This window comes from Nocardia sp. NPDC005366 (assembly GCF_040606855.1).
Taxonomy (GTDB): Bacteria; Actinomycetota; Actinomycetes; order Mycobacteriales; family Mycobacteriaceae; genus Nocardia.
Map to the genome: position 1 here is coordinate 316,630 of NZ_JBEXFQ010000001.1, position 18,870 is coordinate 335,499.

15 protein-coding genes are annotated in these 18,870 nt (G+C 68.4%); 10 read left to right on the forward strand and 5 right to left on the reverse strand.

Going from position 1 to position 18,870, the window contains the following annotated elements:
- Positions 1-41 precede the first annotated feature (41 nt).
- The 8 genes from ABZS43_RS01385 to ABZS43_RS01420 are packed head-to-tail and all read left to right on the forward strand — an operon-like array spanning position 42 to position 10,902.
- Positions 42-2,765, forward strand: a complete 2,724-nt coding sequence (locus ABZS43_RS01385) for a phosphoenolpyruvate synthase (RefSeq protein WP_355033805.1) — start codon at positions 42-44, stop codon at positions 2,763-2,765.
- Positions 2,755-6,117, forward strand: a complete 3,363-nt coding sequence (locus ABZS43_RS01390; RefSeq protein WP_355033806.1) for an AMP-binding protein — start codon at positions 2,755-2,757, stop codon at positions 6,115-6,117. Before ABZS43_RS01385 ends, ABZS43_RS01390 begins: the two co-directional genes overlap by 11 nt.
- A complete protein-coding gene (locus tag ABZS43_RS01395) occupies positions 6,114-6,389 on the forward strand; it encodes an acyl carrier protein (protein WP_355033807.1) in 276 nt (91 codons plus the stop codon). The genes ABZS43_RS01390 and ABZS43_RS01395 overlap by 4 nt, the downstream gene beginning before the upstream one ends.
- On the forward strand, positions 6,386-7,474 hold the full coding sequence (locus tag ABZS43_RS01400; protein ID WP_355033808.1) for an SDR family oxidoreductase: 1,089 nt from the start codon (positions 6,386-6,388) through the stop codon (positions 7,472-7,474). Before ABZS43_RS01395 ends, ABZS43_RS01400 begins: the two co-directional genes overlap by 4 nt.
- Positions 7,471-8,370, forward strand: coding sequence for a nucleoside-diphosphate kinase (locus tag ABZS43_RS01405; RefSeq protein ID WP_355033809.1), 900 nt, complete (start codon positions 7,471-7,473; stop codon positions 8,368-8,370). The genes ABZS43_RS01400 and ABZS43_RS01405 overlap by 4 nt, the downstream gene beginning before the upstream one ends.
- A complete protein-coding gene (locus tag ABZS43_RS01410) occupies positions 8,367-9,341 on the forward strand; it encodes a ScbA/BarX family gamma-butyrolactone biosynthesis protein (protein ID WP_355033810.1) in 975 nt (324 codons plus the stop codon). Before ABZS43_RS01405 ends, ABZS43_RS01410 begins: the two co-directional genes overlap by 4 nt.
- The gene (locus ABZS43_RS01415; protein ID WP_355033811.1) at positions 9,338-9,955 is read left to right on the forward strand and encodes a nitroreductase family protein; all 618 of its coding nucleotides are present in this window, start codon (positions 9,338-9,340) and stop codon (positions 9,953-9,955) included. The genes ABZS43_RS01410 and ABZS43_RS01415 overlap by 4 nt, the downstream gene beginning before the upstream one ends.
- Positions 9,943-10,902: a hypothetical protein gene (locus tag ABZS43_RS01420; protein WP_355033812.1), complete on the forward strand. Its 960-nt coding sequence runs from the start codon at positions 9,943-9,945 to the stop codon at positions 10,900-10,902. Before ABZS43_RS01415 ends, ABZS43_RS01420 begins: the two co-directional genes overlap by 13 nt.
- On the opposite strand, the gene ABZS43_RS01425 is transcribed toward ABZS43_RS01420, so the two are convergent.
- Entirely contained in the window at positions 10,899-11,987 is a 1,089-nt protein-coding gene (locus tag ABZS43_RS01425) for a methyltransferase (RefSeq protein ID WP_355033813.1), read from the reverse strand. The two genes, ABZS43_RS01420 and ABZS43_RS01425, sit on opposite strands and share 4 nt — an antisense overlap.
- A 242-nt stretch (positions 11,988-12,229) precedes the next feature.
- Between ABZS43_RS01425 and ABZS43_RS01430 the strand changes: the two genes are divergently transcribed.
- Entirely contained in the window at positions 12,230-12,397 is a 168-nt protein-coding gene (locus ABZS43_RS01430) for a hypothetical protein (RefSeq protein WP_355033814.1), read from the forward strand.
- A 32-nt stretch (positions 12,398-12,429) separates the two neighbouring features.
- Here the strand turns inward: ABZS43_RS01430 and ABZS43_RS01435 are convergent, their stop codons facing one another.
- The 3 genes from ABZS43_RS01435 to ABZS43_RS01445 all read right to left on the reverse strand — a co-directional run bounded on the left by ABZS43_RS01435 (position 12,430) and on the right by ABZS43_RS01445 (position 16,805).
- Positions 12,430-13,377 carry a D-isomer specific 2-hydroxyacid dehydrogenase family protein gene (locus ABZS43_RS01435; RefSeq protein WP_355033815.1) on the reverse strand — a complete coding sequence of 316 codons (948 nt, stop codon included), beginning with the start codon at positions 13,375-13,377 and terminating at the stop codon, positions 12,430-12,432.
- A gap of 188 nt (positions 13,378-13,565) precedes the next feature.
- Positions 13,566-14,525 (reverse strand): non-homologous end-joining DNA ligase, encoded by a 960-nt coding sequence (gene ligD / locus ABZS43_RS01440; protein ID WP_355033816.1) that lies wholly within the window; start codon positions 14,523-14,525, stop codon positions 13,566-13,568.
- Between the two features lie 105 nt (positions 14,526-14,630).
- A complete protein-coding gene (locus ABZS43_RS01445; RefSeq protein WP_355033817.1) occupies positions 14,631-16,805 on the reverse strand; it encodes a DEAD/DEAH box helicase in 2,175 nt (724 codons plus the stop codon).
- 118 nt (positions 16,806-16,923) lie between these two features.
- On the opposite strand from ABZS43_RS01445, the gene ABZS43_RS01450 reads away from it, so the two are divergent.
- Positions 16,924-17,406 carry a hypothetical protein gene (locus tag ABZS43_RS01450; protein ID WP_355033818.1) on the forward strand — a complete coding sequence of 161 codons (483 nt, stop codon included), beginning with the start codon at positions 16,924-16,926 and terminating at the stop codon, positions 17,404-17,406.
- Between the two features lie 58 nt (positions 17,407-17,464).
- Here ABZS43_RS01450 and ABZS43_RS01455 read toward each other — a convergent pair whose 3' ends face one another.
- Positions 17,465-18,688, reverse strand: a complete 1,224-nt coding sequence (locus tag ABZS43_RS01455; RefSeq protein ID WP_355033819.1) for an RtcB family protein — start codon at positions 18,686-18,688, stop codon at positions 17,465-17,467.
- Between the last annotated feature and the right edge of the window lie 182 nt (positions 18,689-18,870).

Here is an 18,870-nt window from a genome sequence, read left to right on the forward strand (position 1 = left end):
CGTGTTCGGAACCCGTGATCGGGGATGATGGGAGATGCGCCGTGCAGGTACTCGGTCCATGGTCCGACGCGGCGCTGGTCGACGCGCTCGCGGGCGGTAAGGCGCTCGGGCTGTACGGGTTGCGCGACGGGGGGTTCCGCATCCCCGAATGGGTCGCGCTCGGCACCGACGTCTTCGACCGATTCGCGACCGATGGCGAGGTGGCCGCGCTGGTGGCGGATTTCGCCGCCGCGGCGGATCTGGAGGCCGCGCTGGCCGGGGGCGCCGCCGTGCGCGCTGGTATCGCCGCCGCCCCGATGCCCGAGGAGGTCCGCGCGCTGATCGCCGACGCGTGCGCGAGAATCGACGGCCCGGTCGCGGTCCGCTCCTCGGTGCGCGCCGAGGACGGCGCGGATCATTCCTACGCGGGGCAGTTCGATTCCTATCTGAATGTGCGCGGTGACGCGGCCGTGCTCGCCCGTGTCCGCGACTGCTGGGCCTCGGCGTTCTCCGAGCGCGCCATCCGCTACGCCTACGCGCGGGATCTGCCGCCGTCGAGCGCCCCTGCCGTCGTGCTGCAACGGCTGGTGACGGCGCGGGCGAGCGGGGTGGTTTTCACCGCCGATCCGATGACGGGCGCACTCGGGGAACTGGTGATCAGCGCGGTCTACGGTCTCGGTGAGGGCCTGGTATCCGGTGCGGTCGACGCGGATTCGGTCATCGTGGACAAAGCCACCGGCGTCGTGCTGGATACCGTGCTCGGGGACAAGGACCGCAGCTACGCGCCCGCGGGCGAGCAGGGCTGCGAGATGCGCGCGGTCGATCAGGCCGATCGCGAGCGCGCCGTACTGACCGCAGACGACATCGCCGAACTGACCGCGCTCGGGCGGACGGTGGAAAAGGAGCGGGGTACGCCGCAGGACATCGAATGGGCGATCGATGACACCGGGGTGTGGCTGCTGCAATCGCGTCCGATCACCACCATGGTCGCCGAATCGGGCGTGGCGCGGGCCGCCGAACTGCGCGGCGCGGGCGAGGCGGTTCCCGAAGGGGAGACGCGAATCTGGGACAACTCCAACATCATCGAGAGTTTCAGCGGTATCACCTCGCCGCTCACCTTCACCACCGCCGCCGATATCTACGGGCGCGTCTACCACGGGTACGCGAAATCGTTGCGGGTGCCGCCGGCCCAACTTCGCCAGACCGACGCGTGGACCCCGGTGCTGCTCGGCTACTTCCACGGGCGCGTGTACTACAACCTGCTGCACTGGTATCGGATGGTCGGTATCGCGCCGGGATATCCCTTGAACCGCAAGGTGCTGGAGGCCGCGCTCGGCGTCGACGAGCCGCTGCCGGACGATATCGCGAAAACCCTGCGCCCCTACACATTCGGCAATCCGCTGGCGCGGTGGCGGTCGCGCGCGGTGACCACGGTGACCTATCTGCGGCGGCTGTTCGGCATCGACGTGATGGTCGAGCGGTTCATGAGTGATTTCTACCGCGTCTACGACGAATACGACGCCGTGGACTATCGGACACTGACCGGCGAGCAGGCATACACCGCCTACCGTGCGGTGGACCGGGATCTGGTCGCACGCTGGGGACCACTGATGGTGCTCGACGCGATCCTGCTCACCTGCACCGGCCTGATGTATCTGCTGACCAAGCTGTTCGTGCCCAAGGCGCCGGAATGGTTCCTCTACGCGGTCGTCGGGCCGGGCGCGGATGTGGAATCGGCCGAGCCCGCCCGCGCGATGACGGAGCTGGCCCGGCTGGTGCGCGCCGATCCGGAGGCGACCGCGCTGGTGAATTCGACACCGCCGGAACAGATCTATCCGGCATTGCGGGAGTCGGGCCGGGTGGAGTTGCTCGCCGCGGTGGCGGACTATCTGGATCGGTACGGGTATCGCAGCCTGGACGAATTGAAACTGGAAACCCCGGATCTGCGCGAAGATCCGTCGAGCCTGTTCATCATGTTGCGCAGCGCGCTGGGGCGGGTGTCGGAGGCGACACCGGTTGGTCGTGCCGAGGAGGCCGACGCCTACCTCGACGCGCGTCTGGGCGGGCCGCGACGCAGGATCTACGAGGGGCTGCGTGCCAAGACTTCGCGGTGCGCGGCGCATCGCGAGCGGCTGCGCTTCTGCCGCACCAGGGCATTCGGCATGGTCAAGCGGATGATCCGGGTGATGGGCCGGGATCTGGTTGCGCGCGGTGTGCTGGACGATTTCGCCGATGTGTTCTTCCTGACCGTCCAGGAATTGCGCGGCTGCTACGACGGCGCGGATACCGATGGTCTGCGCGCTCTGGTCGGCGCGCGCAAGGCGCAGCGTGCCAGGGACGCCGAACTGGTCGCGCCCGCGCGTTTTCGCACCGTCGGCGGTGATTTCGGCCGGGTGGCCCTGGCCGAACAGGGCTGGGTGCCGGTCACCGACACTCCGGCGGCCACCGTCGGTACGGTACTGGCGGGCACGCCGTCGTCGTCCGGCGTCGTGGAGGGCGAGGCGGTGGTGGTCGACGAGCCGCGCGACGTGGCAGGCGGCATCCTGGTCGCCTACCGGACCGATCCGGGGTGGGTGGCGGCGTTGCCCTCGGCCTCGGCTCTGGTGATCGAGCGGGGCAGTCCATTGACACACGTGGCGATCGTCGCGCGGGAGTTGGGGGTGCCGACGGTGGTGCAGATCAAGGACGTCACAAAGAAGATACGGACCAGTATGCGAATTCGGGTCGACGGGGCCAACGGAACGGTTACTGTGCTGTCCGAAGGAGACCGGCGCGATGATGCCTGACAAAGATGTTGCGGTAGTAAGGGATTGGCTATCCGCTCCCGCATACGAGGCCGGAATCCACCTGGCCGACGAGGCGGACGGGTGGGAATTTCGCACCTACGCCGACATCGCCGAACAGACCTGGTCCATCGCCGCGCTGATGCGCTCCGCCGGATTGGGCAGCGGTGACGGCGCCTGTGTCATCATGCCGACCGGGTTTCCGTGCGTGGCGGCCTTCTATGCCGTGTGGGCGTGCGGCGGTGTGTTCACCCCGGTCGCGCCGCCCATGTTCGGTGATCTCGAGCAGATCGTCGCGCATATCGCTGGCATCATCACCGCGGCGGATCCGCGTCTGGTGGTGACATCGCCGGAATTCGAGTCGTTCGTGCGCGAGGCCGCGACGCAGGCCGGACGCGCCGACGAACCGCTGGTGATCGACGCCAGGTCGCTGCCGCCCGCCCCCGAGAGCCGCGAGTTCGGCGAACCCGCCGAATGCGCGCTGTTGCAGTTCACCTCCGGATCCACGGGAACGCCGCGCGGGGTCAGGGTGAGCTGGCGGAATCTGGCGAACAATATCGCGATGATCTCGGCGCTGATCGACTGGCGGCCCGGCGAGGCCATGGTGTCATGGCTGCCGCTATACCACGATATGGGATTGGTCGGCGCCTTCCTCACCACGGTGACCAATCAGGGCGATCTCTTCCTCATGCGCCCCGACCAGTTCGTCCGCGATCCGGCGCGCTGGCTGCGGGCCATGGCGCGCGCACAGCATTCGCCGTCGCCGTCGTTCGCGCTCGGCTATGTGGCCCATCGTGTGCGGCCCGAGGAGATCGCCGAGCTGGATCTGTCCGGCTGGCGCACCCTCGCGGTCGGATCGGAACCGGTGGAGGTGGCCGACCTGCAATCGTTCGCCGATCTCACCCGGCCACTCGGTTTCTCCACCGACGCCTACACACTGGCCTACGGGCTGGCGGAGGCGACGCTCATGGTGACCTCGTCGGCGCGGCGGCAGCCGATCACCGCGCTGCGCATCGATAACCCGAATCTGCGCTTCGGGCGGCCGGTCCCGGTGCTCGCCCACGCTCTGCTCGACGACACGCACCGGGTGGACGGCGCGGGCTGGATCACCGGACTCGGCTACTCGACGCCGGAATCGACGGTCACCGTGGTCGACGACCAGGGCCGCCCGCTGCCCGACGGCACCCTGGGCGAACTGGTCGTGACGGGTGATTCCGTCGCACTTGGCTATTCGGGTGAACCGGGCGCGGGTTCGTCGACCCGCATCGCCGAGGGCTCCCTCTATTCCGGTGACGCCGGATTTCTGTACCGCGGTGAGGTTTTCGTGCTCGGCCGGATGGGATCGAGTCTCAAGGTGCGCGGCCGGTCGGTCTTCATGGAGGACATCGAATCCCGCGTCGCTCAGGAAACCGGGCTCACCAAGGGCAAACTCGCCGCGGTCGCCATCACCGACGCGGGCTCCCACGGCGTCGCCCTGTTCGCCGAAGCGGGGACGGGGGACTGGATCGCGGAGGCCCGCAAGGTGATCCGCGGTGAACTCGGTCCCGCACAGACCGTCGAGATCATCACAGGACCCCGCGGCATCATCCGCCGCACCTCCAGCGGCAAACCACGCAGACGGCATATGTGGCAGCTCTATCGCGACGGCGGTCTCGACGGCGCAGTCGTGCACCGGGCCGAAGATCGCGCGGCGGCATCCGCCTCCTCGGCGCGACAACCGGCCTTGCCCGCCGAGCGTGTCCGGCGACTGCTCGACAAGGCGCTGGAAAGTGTCACGGTTCCGGTGGATTCGGCCGTGGTCTTCGAGGGTTCGCTCGCCGAGGGTTTCGGCAACGAGGGCTCGGATGTGGACTTCCTCGCGGTGGTTCCCGGCGATGAGGATCTGCCCACCCTGCCGACGGTGCTGTTCATCGACGGACGACGGGTGGAGGTGCGCACCAGGTCGGTGGCGCAACTGCGGAGCCAACTCGAGCAGGTGGCGCTGCGCCCCGACGAGGATCTGCTCAATCGCTGTCAGCGTTTCCTGTGCGCGACGGTGATCCGCCCGGGCGCGGTGGATCTGGACGACCTGCGTGCGATCATCGCCTACCCCGATTTCACCACGCTGATCGCCGACTGGTGGACCGCCCGCGCCGTGCAGGCGCTGCGTTTCGCCGTCGCGCTGCGGGCCTTCGGGGCGCATGCCGAAGCAGCCGAATGGGCGCGCGACGGTTTGACCCAGGCCGTCAAGGGCTGGGCCGCCGGTCGGGGCGAGACCTATCTGGAGACCAAATGGCTTCCGCGGCAACTCGATCGGATCGGTGCGCATCCACTGGTCGACCGTTATCGCGCTCTCACCGATCCGGCGGCGGCCTGGGATCAGGTGTGGGAACTCGCCACCGATCTCGGTGTGGAGGGCGTGAGCGACGACCCGCACCAGGTCGTCTTCGCCCGCCGACCGGGGGTGACCACCTGGTCGATCGGCGGACGCGTGCACGTACTGCGTGACGATCACGAGGTCTTCGCGCTTCGCGACGACGCGGCGCGCGCCTGGCGGTCGGTGGTGTTCCGGCATTCGGTGCGCGACATCCTCGCCCGGCATCCGGCGATCGGCGCCGAACTGGCCGAATTCGTGCGGCTCGGATTCGTCGGCCTCCAGTGGCGTCGAGGCGAACTCATCGAGCCGGCCCTGGCGATGTGCAAGACAGTGCGTCCGTACACCCCCGTCCCGAGCGCGCACGCGCCGGTACTCGGGCTGACCGGGGCCGCCCGCGACACCGCGATCGCCACCCTCGCGCCGCTGCCCGCCCGGCGATTCACCGAATGCGCGCTGAATCTGGTGTGGTCCAACGTCGTTCTGGAGAACGCGCGGGAGGATCTCGCCGGCGCGGTCAAGGACGGGCAGGGGTCCGTCGCCGATATCGCGGCGCATCGACTCATCGCGATGGGTGTGCGAGTGCTGTTGTCCTCCTTCGGCATTCATCCGCTGCCCGCCGATGTCGCACCGGTCGAGACGGTGCGCGCGATGCTGCCCGCACATGCCGCGCACCGTGAGGAGATCCTCGCCGGACTCGAGGCCGCGCGACGGGTGCGCTTCTGCGATCTCATCGCGGTCGGTGACGACACCGTCGCGGGCCTGACGGTCCTCGACGATTTCGTCGCCCTGGTGCGCAGGGTCGCGGGGGGATCGGACTCCGACACCGGATTCCCCGCCTCCTTCGATTCCCGCGAGCAATGGCAACGCACCCTGGCCATCGGATACGACTGGCTGCGCATCGCGGGCTATCTGAATACCGATCTACCCCTCGATGAAGCCCGCGACCTGCTGACCTCCGGCGGCCGACAGCCCCACCTCAGGGAAAGCGAGGCGAGATGACCACGCCCGACACCTCCGATTCCGCGATCGCCGAGAAGGTCCGTCGCATCGTCGTCGCCATGGCCCCCGAGCCGCCCGCCGAAATCGTCGATGGGCAGCGACTGGTGGAGGATCTCGGTTTCGAATCGCTGCGGTTGATGGAACTGACCGTGGTGCTCGAGCGCACGTTCGACCTGCCACGCTATCGGCCGGAGGAATTGATCGGCGTTCGCCGCGTCGGCGAGGTCGTCACCCTGGTCACCGGTGCCATGGCAGCGCGGGTGCGGCCGTGAGCAGGCAGGACACGGTGCTGGTGACCGGTGCCAGCGGTCTGGTCGGGTCCGAGGCGGTGGCCAGGCTGTCGGCCGCGAGCCGTCCGGTCGCCGCGGTGCTGCACAGCAATTCGGAGATCGTCCGCAACGACGGCACGGTGCTGGAGGCGGGCACCGCGGTGGCCGGTGATATCCGCGCGCCGGGTTTCGGGATGTCGCGACGCGATGTCGAGGATCTCGCCGAGCGGGTCGGCATCATCGTGCACTCCGCGGCGACCACCGCGTTCGACGCCGCCCCCAGCGCCTACGAGGAACTCAATGTGCGTGGCACGATGCACGCGATCGAATTGGCCTCGGCGTGGGATGTGCCCCTCGTGCACGTCAGTACCGCCTATGTCTGCGGTATGCGCGGCGGCACTGTCGCCGAGGAGGAACTCGACGCCGACCGTCGCTTCGGAAACCGCTACGAGCAGAGCAAGTTCCGCGCCGAACAATTGGTGCGCGCGGCGGGCGAACGCGGCCTGGAATGGGCGATCGTCAGGCCGGGCATCGTCACCGGCGACGCCGCCACCGGCGCGATCCGCGAGTACAAGAATCTCTACACCGTCGTGAAACTCATGGTCGAGGGCAAATTGCGGACATTGCCCGGCCGCTACGACGCGACCCTTTCGCTGGCGCCGGTCGATCATGTCGCGGATGTGATCGCCGCCGCTGTACTCGATTTCGAATCCGCGGTCGGCCGCACGTTGCACGCTGTCGGCCGGGATACGCTCTCGCTGCGCGAGATCTCCGACGTGCTGGCGGAATATCCGTCCTTCGAGGTGGCGACCTTCGTCCCCGAGGCGACCTTCGACGAGGCGGATCTGGATCCGATCGAGCGCGAGTACTACCGGCGCATCGGTTCGCTCTACACCAGCTATTTCACACGCCGCCTGGCTTTCGACACCTCGCGCGCGCAGATCATGCTCGGCAGGCCGTCGCCGCCGACCGGCAAGGAATATCTGCGTCTGCTGCTGGATTACTGCCTCGAAACCGGCTATCTCGGGATGCCGCTGCCTACCATCGAGGATGTGCTGGCAGCGAACGAGATCGGCGGCGTCGTATGACGTCGGACTCGTCGCGGGCATTGCTGTCACAGCTCACCCCGTCGCCGGACAAGGTCGAGGCCTACCTCGGCGACACCTACGTCCTGGAATCGGTCGAGCACCTGACGCGGCTCGGCATCGACCCCGCGACATTCGCCAGGCGGCATTCTCTGCTGTTGCTCAAACCCGACGCGATCGTCGCCCGCGCCGTCGCGCCGACCCTGGAATGGCTCGGCGCGAACGGATTCGAGGTAGTCGGCGCGTATCGTGTCGCGGTGGACCGGCATCTGGCCCGCGCCCTGTGGTATTTCGCCTGGAATATCGCCTCACCCGAACGCCGCCGCCTCGCCGATCTGCTCGTCGACATCTCCGACGCGCTGGTGCTGGTGGTGCGCGACACCGATGGCGCGTTGCCCGCGCCGGTGCGGCTCACCGAGGCCAAGGGGGCGACCGATCCGCGCAAACGACGTCGAGGGGAACTCAGGTATCTGCTCGGACGGCACAACTACCTGCTGAATCTGGTGCATTCACCCGACGATCCCGCCGATGTGCTGCGCGAACTCGCCATCTACTTCGACGAGCCGACTCGGGCCGGGCTGCTGACCCGACTCGGCGCGGGCGTCGACCAGGCCGGGGAGGTGGCGCGTATCGCGGCCGAACTGTACGAGCGCACACCGGCGGGCAGTTTCGATCGGGCGTCGGCGCTGGCGCGTATCGCGCGCGACCTCGGCGCCGAGGAGCCGGTATCCGACGAGGATTGCGCGCGGCTGCTGTATTCGGCGTGGGACGCGGGTCGTGACCTCGATCCGTGGTCGGTGATCGTGCTCGGATCGTATGTGCTTCCCATGCGGTCGGGGACGCGGTCGCAGACGCTGCGGCCGGTGGCCGCGAACGACTGGTTGGAGGCTCGACCATGACGCATACCGCTGCCGTGGCGGCAACGCATGTCCGCACCATCTCGCGGGTGCTCGCGCACCGTTGCGCCGTCGCCGAGGTGTTCGTCACCTCGATGGACGCCGTCGCCGACGACGAATTCGTAGTGGGCGCCCAGCTACCGAGGATGCACGCGTACTACGGCGACCACTCGGGCGCCCTTGCCCTGCGCCATGACCCGCTGCTGGTGATGGAGGCGGCCAGACAGGCGGCCATCGCGCTCACCCACGAGTTCTACGGGGTGCCAACCGAGGCGGCGTTCCTGGTGCGCACCTTCAACGGCACCGGCGCCGATACCGTCGCGTGGGAGGTCGGCATCGCGCCCGCGGATCTGGTGATGACGGTGCGGGTGCCGCGCAAACACCAGCGCGGCGGGATTCTGCACGGCCTGGACATGGTGCTCGACATCGCCTGCGGCGACATACCCATGGCGACCGTCGACGGTTCCTTCTCCTGGACCACCGCGAGCCACTGGTCGGCCTTGCGCACCGGCTTTCGCGACAGTCTCGGGCTCGGCCCTTACCTGGGCGCGTCGGCACTGGGGGATCGGGCGCCCGCGACGCTGGTCGGCCGGGAGAACTGGCGCAATGTCGTGATCGGGCCGCCGGAGTCCGACGCTCGTCGCGCGAGGGCGGCGGTGGTCGCCGACCTCGCCCATCCGTTCCTGTTCGACCACCAACTCGATCACGTCCCCGGCAGCCTGCTCATCGAGGCCGCACGGCAGACCGCCCTCAGCATGGTGCTGGCGCAGACGCCGCGGCTGGTCTGCGTAGCAAGCGCTTTCGACCAGTTCGTCGAGTTGGACCGGCCCGTGGAATGCCGCGCCGAGATCACCGACGGCGGGGTCGACGCGACCGTGGTCCGGTGCGAAATCCATCAGGCCGGAGCGGTGGCGGCCCGGATCGACCTCGAATTCGCCGAGGACGCGCTCGTTCCCGACGAGGCGGGCGGATGAACGGCATCGATCTGCTGACCACCACCAGGGCCTTCCGACGCAGACTCGACCTGACGCGCCCGGTGGACCGGCGGGATCTGCTGGACTGCCTCGATATCGCGGTGCACGCGCCCAGCGGCACCAATCGCCAGCCCTGGCGTTTCGTGGTGATCCAGGAGCCGGCCGTCAAAGCGCGGATCGCCGAGTACTACCGGAAAGGGTTCGGCGCCTACCTCTCCGCCCGCGCGCCCCGCCCCGACCAACTCGCCGATCTGGCCTCCGGCCGCTACCTCGCCGACCACCTGCACGAGATTCCGGCGCTTGTCGTGGTCTGCTCGCTGGGCCGCCCGCCCGCCGACCCGTCGCCGCTGCGGGGCGCGAGCTATTACGGGTCGATCTACCCGGCCGTGTGGAATTTCCTACTGGCCCTGCACGACCGTGGCCTCGGCGCGACCATGACCACCGCGCACCTGGCCTACGAACGCGAAATCGCCGAATTACTCGGCATTCCGTTCGACGAGGTCGCCCAGGTGGCGATGCTCCCGGTCGCCCATCTGCGCCCCGGCCCGACCGCCGCGGCCCCCCGCCGTATTCCCGCGGCCGAACTCACCAGCTGGGACCGATGGACCCTGTGACCCCCGCTGCCGTCGAAAACCCCTCGGCCCGTGGCCTTCTCGCATCCGTATCGCGCCTCGCGCACTTCACGCGCGTGATGTACAAACCGCACTACCTGCTCTACGGCATCCTGTGGGTGCTCGCCCTGGAAGGTACCGCGGCACTGGTCTCGCGACCGCAGGCGCGGTGGCATCCCACGGGCGCGACGGTCCTGCGTATCGCGATCGTCGCCGTCGTGCTGCTCTACCTGCGCATGGTCGACGAACAGAAGGATCTCGACTACGACCGCGTCCACAATCCGGACCGGCCGCTGGTGACCGGGGCCGTCAGCGCGCGCGAACTGCGGGCGGCGATGGCCGTGATCGCCGTCGTCGCCATCGCGGCGAGTCTGACGCTTTCTCGCGTTTCCGCCCTCATGATCGCGGCGGTGCTGGCCTACGGTCTGCTGCTGTGGGCGCTGGAACGGCTCTCGGACCCGGTGCGCGCGAATATCCTGCTGAATCTGGTCCTCACCTATCCCGTGCAGTTGCTCGTCACCGCCTACATCGTGCTGTCGGCCATCGACACCGGCGAAGTGGCCGCCCGGTGGCAATCCGCCGCCGTCGCCGTGATTTTCGCCGGGGCGTTCCTGCACTTCGAATTCGCTCGCAAAACCTCGCGTTCGCGGCGACCCGGTGAACTGTTCTACTCGAACCCGCTCGGCGCGGTGGGCAGTGTCGCCGCCGCCCTGCTGTGCGCAGGCGTCGCGGTGGTCGGCGATATCGCGCTGGTGCGGCCGTGGGACTACGGCACGGCGCAGGCTCTACTCGCCTGGATTCCGGTGGCGCTGTTGCCGCTCCCCCTCGCGGGTGCGGGGAAATTCGTCCGCTCGAACGATCCGGACTACCCGGTCGTGCCCGCGGTCCTGTTCATCCTCACCCTGTATCTCGCGCTCATCGCGCAAGCGCTGCTCCTGACGCGACGCTAGGTCAGCCTGGCCTCGAGAATGGTGTCGGGGGAGGCCGTCGGGACGCATCGCACCAGTGTGAAACCCGCGCGGGCCAGCAGATCCCGGTATTCGGATTCGGTGCGTTCCCGCCCGCCGGTATTGACCAGCATCTCGAGGTCGATGTACTTACCGGGATGGGGCCGGTTGTTCTCGGGCAGGACGAGTTCCACGAGCAGTAGGCGGGAATCCCTGGTCATCGCGGTGCGCAGCACCCGCAGAATGACGCCGATCCGCTCGTCGTCCCAGTCGTGCACGATGTGCTTGAGCAGATAGGCGTCGCCGCCGGGGGGAACCCCGTCGAAGAACGATCCGCTCGCGACGGCGCACCGATCGGCCACACCCGCTTCGGCGAGCCGGGCCGGGGCGTTCGCGACCACCTCGGGCAGGTCGAACAGGATGCCACGGGATCGCGGTGCGCCACGCAGGATTTCGCCGAGCAGCAGGCCCTCGCCGCCGCCGATGTCGACGATGGTGCGGTAGCGGCCGAAATCGTAGGAGGCGAGCAGCGGTCCCATGGTGAGGGTGCTGATACTCGTCATCGCGCGATCGAAGATCTCGCCGGTTTCGCGGTCGTCCTCGACGTACTCGAAGAACGACTTGCCGTCGAGCGTCGCGCCGACCGCTTCGCCGGTGCGCACCGCGTCGGTGATATGCGTCCAGTGCCGTCGGTGTATCTCGGAACCGAAGAACAGCACCGTATCCCGCAGCGATACCTCGCTGCCGCCGCACAGCGGACGGGCGATCGGCGTCAGCGCGTAGCGTCCGCGCGCATCCCTGGTGAAGATGCCGTGGCTGATCAGTAGACGCATCAGCCGGTGCAGCGCGTCCTCCTGCGCGCCGACCGCGCGCGCCAACTGCGCGCCGGTACGCGGACCCCCGACCAGTGCGTCGGCGATACCGAGATTCGCGGCCGCGTAGATCGCCTGGGTGAGCCAGCCCGCCGTGATCATCTCCATCAGAGCGATGGGGCCCGGCACCAGTCGGCGATGGAGCACGACCAGTGCCCCGCGAACGAATTCCACGACGCGCACGAGTGGCATGGGTGGTTGTTTGATTCGGTCCATGGTGACTCCATCCGTCCTGCGGAGACAGCGGTCACCACGCAGCGTACGTCGCCGAGGCCGCCGGGTAAGGCTTTCGCCCTGGTCGGCGAGCCGCGTTCGCCCCCGATCGGGATCATCCCCGCAGCCGTGTTCCAGGCGGATATGACACGAAGTTGATAACGGTTGGGCCGCTATCGGGATGGGGGAGCTAGGAATTGGGAAAGTAGAGATGATCGCGCCATGCGAGCGGAATGAGGTGCCCCATGAACACGTTGGTGTGCGGCGACTGCTGGCGACAGGAGAATCTGACGTTCGCGCAGCGATTGGACCCGGCATTCATCCGGCCGGGATTCCGATACCTGTGCGCCGAACACATGGCATTGCAGGACGAACTGCTCGGCCGACCGGGAATCGGGAGGTCGGCGGCCTAGCCTCCGGCGAGCGGTGCGCCGCGCGCGGCGAATCAGTACCCGCGCGCCGGATCGATCGGCGCGAGCAGCTCGCGCCCCGCCACGAAACGAGTCACATTCGCGGCGACATGGTCGGCGAAGGCGGCCAGGCGCAGCTGCGGCGGATTCGAATCATGCGGTGTGATGATGACATTGGGCAAGGTCCAGAGCGGATGCCCGTCCGGCAGCGGCTCGGGGTCGGTGACGTCGAGGCCCGCGCCGCCGATGGCTCCCGAGGACAGCGCGGCCACCAGCGCGTCGGTGTCGATCAGCGGGCCGCGGGCGATATTGATCACCCACGACGACGGCTTCAACCGCGATAGCGCGTCGGCGCCGATCAGGTGGCGGGTTTCGGGGGTGGCCGGGGCGGCGACCACGACGTGATCGGTCCGGGACCAGACCTTCCCGAGTTGGTCGGCCGAGACCGTCTCGACGGCGTCGGGGATACCGGGGCCGGTGACCGGACGCCCCGAACGGTTCACCGCGATCACATGCGCGCCGAGCGGGGCCAGCATGGGGATGAGGGCGCGGCCGATTCCGCCCGCGCCGACGATGGTGACGGTCTTGCCGCGCAACGACCCGATATGCGGGAAGAAATCCTGTTGCCGCCAGCTGTCGGCCCGCAGGTGCTCGGGCAGGTACCGCACCCCGGCAAGGAGCAACATCAGCGCGTGCTCGGCCACGCTGGCGGCGAAAGCGCCTGCCGCGGAGGTGAATCGAATATCCGGATAACGGTCGAAAACGCCCGCGGTGAACCAGTCTTCCACCCCGGCCGCCGGAAGTTGCACCCACTCGACGGTGTCGGGCAGTCGCGGGAATTCACCCGGCTTGCCCACCCAGATCAGCGCCCTGGCCTCCGCGAGATCGGCCACGACAGCGCCGCCCTCGACCACGGCTTTCTCCAGCAGGGTCGGCGCGGGCTCGGCGGGGCAGATCGCCACCGGGACAACTGGCTCGCTCATTCTGCGGACCTCCTCGCTGAACACCGATCGCAGCCGGTCAGATCGCCCCCCACCGGCCTGGACGGGCCGATACCCGCCACCGGAAATCTAGCATTACGCGGCGCGCGCAAGCCGGGTGCGTCGCTGGTCGGCCGCACCCGTGACGGCCGTGCGTGCGACTCGGCCGCCGGATCGGATTCGGCGATCGGTCAGGTCCGATCGTCGGGCGGATCCACCAGACGATCACGATCGGCCCAGGCCAGCAGCGGGTCGATGGCGAATACCGCGTCGTCGATACCCGCGTGCAGATCGCCCAATTCCGCGTATCGGGCCGGAACGGTCTTCATGGTGAAATCACGCGGATCAATATTCGGGATCTCCTCCCAACGGACCGGCGTCGACACCGTCGCCTCGGGGACGCCGCGTACCGAATAGGCGGCGGCGATGGTGTGGTCGCGCGCGTTCTGGTTGTAATCGACGAAAAGCAGCTTCGGATCGCGATCCTTGCGCCACCAGGTGGTGGTGACGTCGCCGGGTGCGCGCCGCTCGACCTCGTGTGCGAAAGCCAGTGCGGCCCTTCGCACCTCGGCGAAACCCCACTCCGGCGCGATCCGCACGTAGATGTGCAGGCCCTTACCGCCGGAGGTTTTCGGCCAGCCCACCGCGCCGAGATCGTCGAGCACCTCGTGGACGACGCCTGCCACCCGCCGCACCCGCGACCACGGGCAATCCGGCATCGGGTCGAGATCGATGCGCCACTCGTCTGGCCGCTCGGTATCGGCGCGCCGTGAATTCCACGGGTGGAACTCCACCGTCGACATCTGAACCGCCCAGATCACGTCGGCCAATTCGGTCACACACAGTTCGTCGGCATGTCTGCCGTAACGCGGAAAGTACACGCGCACGGTCGGAATCCAGTCCGGCGCACCGGCGGGCAACCGTTTCTGATGCACCTTGCCGCCCGCCAGCCCCTTCGGGAACCGGTGCAGCATGCACGGGCGCTCCCGCAGTGCGTTGACGATTCCGTCGCCCACACTCAGGTAGTACTGCACCAGGTCGAGTTTGGTCGCCCCGCTCTCGGGGAAATACACCCGATCCGGATTCGAGATCCGCACCGTCCGATCGCCGATATCCAGCTCGATCGCGGGCGTCGCCGACTTACCTGCCACCCGTCCGACGATAGCGGTTGCCGTGGATTCGAGCCGGACATCACCGGGCGGTTCGCGCGCCGGTGATGTTCCCGGCCGAACCGCCCGGTGATGCCCCCGGCGCGCTTACGTCACCGTCGCGAGGGCGAACGGGAGTACGGCGTCCGCGCCGGCGGTGCGCAGGGCGTGCGCCGCGAGGGTGAGTGTCCAGCCGGTGTCGGTGAGGGCGTCGACCAGCAGGATCGGCCCGTCGATCGCGGTGAGATCGGGCACCTCCCACGAGTCGAAGAGCGCCGCGACGCGGTGCGCGGAATTAGCGGCCGACACCGGCGGGCGGCCGGGGCGGGTCGGGACGGTGCCGAGATCGCGCAGGCGTCCGACCTCGGCCAGGCGCGCGGCCAGCGTCGCGGTGAGCACCGGATGCGTCGGTGATTCCAGGGCGAGGACCGCGACGGGGCGGGTGGTCCATTTCCATTCGCGCAGCACCGTGACGCAGGCGTCGAAGACGGAATCCGGTATCGGGTCGTCGGGGGCGTCGAGCAGGGAACGCAGGCGCTGGCCCCAGCCCAGGTCGGTGAGCCTGCCCAGCGCCCTGCCGGTGTCGGCGCCGCCGGTAATCTTGCCCGACAACGGGATACCGAGTTTGCCGAGGCCGGTCGGCCATTGCTTGCGCGGCGCGAGGTCGAGTCCGGGACGGTCGAGCCGGGCGCGGGTCGAGGCGAGCGCGGCGGCGTCGACCGTGGCGTCGAGGCGGGTGCCCGTGCAGTTGTCGCAGCGCCCGCACCCCGGCGTCTCGGCGTCGAGTGCGGGCAGTCCGGGATCATCGAGCTGGCGGCGCAGGAAATTCATCCGGCACCCGGTGGTGGCCTGATAGTCGATCATCGCCTGCTGTTCCACCTCGCGGGCGGCGGCGAGACGTTCGTAACGTTCGGTGTCGTAGGACCATTGCTGCCCGGTCGAGATCCAGCCGCCGCGCACCCGGCGGACCGCGCCGTCCACGTCGAGCACCTTGAGCACCATTTCCAGGCGGGAGCGGTTCAATTCGACCAGCGGTTCCAGCGCGGCGGTCGACAGCGGGCGGTCGAATTCGAGCGCGTCGAGGACCGAGCGCACGATGTGCTCGCGCGGGAAGGCGACGGAGGCGAAATAACTCCAGATCCGCGCGTCCTCGGGACCGGGCAGCAGCACAACCTCGGCGCGTTCGGTGCCGCGTCCCGCGCGTCCGACCTGCTGGTAGTAGGCGATGGGGGAGGACGGAGCCCCCACGTGCACCACGAACCCCAGATCGGGTTTGTCGAATCCCATACCGAGCGCCGAGGTCGCGATCAACGCTTTGACCTCGTTGTTCAGCAGCGCCGATTCCAGCGCTTCGCGCTCGGCGGGATCGGTCTGGCCGGTGTAGGCGGCGACGGTGTGACCGTGTTCGTTCAATACGTCGGCCAGGTCGTGGGCGGCGGCGACGGTGAGGGTGTAGACGATGCCGGAACCGTTCAGGGTGTTCAGGTGGTCGGCGAGCCATGCGGTGCGTTCCACCGCGTCGGCGAAACGGACAACCGACAGGTGCAACGATTCCCGGTCCAGGGTGCCGCGCAGCACCAGGGTCCGGTCGCTGGGCCGGGTGACCTCGGCCGATCCCGCGTACGACGGGTCGAATTCCGCGCCGATCTGGGTGGCGACATCGGTGACCACCCGGTCGTTGGCGGTGGCGGTGGTCGCCAGAACCGGCACGTCCGAGCCGAGGTCGGCGATCAGCGTGCGGATGCGGCGGTAGTCGGGGCGGAAATCGTGGCCCCAATCCGAGACGCAATGCGCCTCATCGATGACGACGAGTCCCGCGTCGGCGGCCAGCCGCGGCAGTACCTGATCGCGGAAATCGGGATTGTTCAGCCGCTCGGGACTGACCAGCAGTACGTCGATATCGCCGCGCGCGACCCGCTCGTGAATATCGTCCCACTCGGTGACATTGCCCGAATTGATCGTGGCCGCGACGACTCCGGCCCGTTCGGCGGCGGCCACCTGGTTGCGCATCAGCGCGAGCAGCGGGGAGACGATCACCGTCGGGCCGCGGCCCGCGCCGCGCAGCAATTTCGCCGCGATGAAGTACACCGCCGATTTACCCCAGCCGGTGCGCTGCACCACCAGCGCCCGTCGCCTGTGCACCACCAGCGCCTCGATCGCGGTCCACTGGTCCTCGCGTAACCGGGCGCCGGGACCGGCCAGTTCGCGTAGCAGATGTTCCGCCCGTTCCCGCAGGTCGGGCGCGGCGGTATCGATCACGGTGGTCTCGCTCGCCGAAGTCATGGCCCCCATCGTGCCCCACCGCACCGACAGCCCGCATCGGGCCGCGAACTTCGCGTCCACGCGGGAGAATGGGCGCCGAGGGATCCCGGATATCGGCGGGACCGCGCAGGAGGCGAATATGTCGAATCAGTATCAGCCGCCGCCGAATTGGTCACCGCCGGGTGCGCAGTTCCGCACCAGCGGTGGTTTCGGCCGAACCCTGGGCGGAATCGTGATCGGACTCGCGGTGACCCCTATCGGTATCGGACTCGCCGCCTACGGCGCGGCGACCACCAGCCGGTGGGTCATCCTCGGCGATACCGCCGACCGGCTGAGCTCCACCCTGCAGGTCGTCCTCGGCGCGCTACTTCTGCTGTTGGTCGCCGCCCTGGCCGCGTACTCCCCGGCGGGCACGGTCATGGCGGGCCTGGTGTGGGGCGTATTCCCGGGGGTCGTCTATTTCCTGTTCCCCGACGACACTTTCCGTCTCATCCAGGATCTGCCGTTGCTGTCCCAGGAAACCCGGCTCGCGGTGCACGCGTGGGTAATCAACGGCAGCGTCTTCCTCGTCGGCGTGCTGTTGGTCGGCGCGGGTCTCGCGGCGACCTTGCGCCGCCGCTGAACGTTGCGGCCGGAGCCCTCCACGTGGCACGCGGATCGCCTCGCGTGCCACGCGGACTTCAGCCCTTGACGCAGAGCACCTGGCGCAGGGTCGCCACGACATCGACCAGATCGCGCTGGGCCTCGATCACGGCGTCGATATCCTTGTACGCTGCCGGGATCTCGTCGACGACGCCCGCGTCCTTGCGCGACTCGACGTCCTCGGTCTGGGCGATCAGGTCGGCGACGGTGAACTGGCGCTTGGCGGCATTACGGCTCATCCGGCGGCCTGCACCGTGCGACGCGGACTGGTAGGAGGCCGGATTCCCCTTACCGCGCACCACATAGGAACGGGTACCCATGGAGCCCGGGATCAGCGCGAGCTCGCCCGCGCCCGCCCGCACCGCGCCCTTGCGGGTCACCAGCATCGGGACGCCGTCGATCGTCTCCTCCGCCACATAGTTGTGGTGGCAGGAGATCGGGTCGTCGAAACGCACGGTCCGACCGGCGAATTCGTCGCTGACCGCGCCGCAGACCAGTGCGAGCATGACCGCGCGGTTACGCGCGGCGTACTCCTGCGCCCACGTCAGATCGCGTCGGTAGGCCTGCATTTCCGGAGTCCCGGAAACGAAGACGGCCAGATCGCGATCGGGCAGGTCGGCATTGTGCGGGAGCGTGCGGGCCACGGCCATATGCCGCTCGGCGAGTTCCTTGCCGATATTGCGGCTTCCCGAGTGCAGCAGAATCCAGACCGCGTCCGTCTCGTCCAGGCACACCTCGATGAAGTGGTTGCCGCCGCCGAGCGAACCCAGCTGCTTATGAGCCCTGCCCTCCAGATTCCGCACGCCCGCGTCGAGCGTGCCGAAAGCACCCCAGAAACGCTGCCAGGCATTGCTGGCGCGGGCGAGTTCACCATGCGACGCCGCGAACCGAGCGCCCACCTTCGTCACGTCGACCGGGTCGCGGTGCGACTGGAAACCGACGGGCACAGCGGCCTCGATCCGGCTGCGCAGCGACCGCAGATCATCGGGCAGATCGGCGGCGGTGAGATCGGTCTTCACGCTCTCCATCCCGCATCCGATATCGACGCCGACCGCCGCCGGGCACACGGCGTCGCGCATCGCGATGACCGAGCCGACCGTCGCCCCCTTGCCGAGGTGCACATCCGGCATCACGCGCACGCCGTGCACCCACCGCAATTGCGCGATATTCCGCAGTTGCCGCAGCGCGGCCTGGTCGATCTCGTGCTCGGGGGCCCACATCAGCGTCTGCGCCCGCGCACCGGGCAACTCGACGGGAAACATCGTCTCGGTCCTCTCACTCTATGACCGATTCAACGCTAGAGATCCGGTGTCGATACCGCATCCGATTAATACCGGGGCCATTGGCTGCCTACGGCTTGCCATGGCGCAACTGGTTGCAACATGAGATCAGTATGGCTAAGGTCGCTATCTGATTGCATAGTGCAACCGGATAGGGATATCGA

Bases quoted from the DNA above. Each gene is read 5' to 3' on its own strand.
- ABZS43_RS01390 (WP_355033806.1), top strand. From the start codon at position 2,755: ATGATGCCTGACAAAGATGTTGCGGTAGTAAGGGATTGGCTATCCGCT.
- ABZS43_RS01395 (WP_355033807.1), top strand. From the start codon at position 6,114: ATGACCACGCCCGACACCTCCGATTCCGCGATCGCCGAGAAGGTCCGT.
- ABZS43_RS01405 (WP_355033809.1), top strand. From the start codon at position 7,471: ATGACGTCGGACTCGTCGCGGGCATTGCTGTCACAGCTCACCCCGTCG.
- ABZS43_RS01410 (WP_355033810.1), top strand. From the start codon at position 8,367: ATGACGCATACCGCTGCCGTGGCGGCAACGCATGTCCGCACCATCTCG.
- ABZS43_RS01415 (WP_355033811.1), top strand. From the start codon at position 9,338: ATGAACGGCATCGATCTGCTGACCACCACCAGGGCCTTCCGACGCAGA.
- ABZS43_RS01420 (WP_355033812.1), top strand. From the start codon at position 9,943: ATGGACCCTGTGACCCCCGCTGCCGTCGAAAACCCCTCGGCCCGTGGC.
- ABZS43_RS01425 (WP_355033813.1), bottom strand. From the start codon at position 11,987: ATGGACCGAATCAAACAACCACCCATGCCACTCGTGCGCGTCGTGGAA.
- ABZS43_RS01430 (WP_355033814.1), top strand. From the start codon at position 12,230: ATGAACACGTTGGTGTGCGGCGACTGCTGGCGACAGGAGAATCTGACG.
- ABZS43_RS01435 (WP_355033815.1), bottom strand. From the start codon at position 13,377: ATGAGCGAGCCAGTTGTCCCGGTGGCGATCTGCCCCGCCGAGCCCGCG.
- ABZS43_RS01445 (WP_355033817.1), bottom strand. From the start codon at position 16,805: ATGACTTCGGCGAGCGAGACCACCGTGATCGATACCGCCGCGCCCGAC.
- ABZS43_RS01450 (WP_355033818.1), top strand. From the start codon at position 16,924: ATGTCGAATCAGTATCAGCCGCCGCCGAATTGGTCACCGCCGGGTGCG.
- ABZS43_RS01455 (WP_355033819.1), bottom strand. From the start codon at position 18,688: ATGTTTCCCGTCGAGTTGCCCGGTGCGCGGGCGCAGACGCTGATGTGG.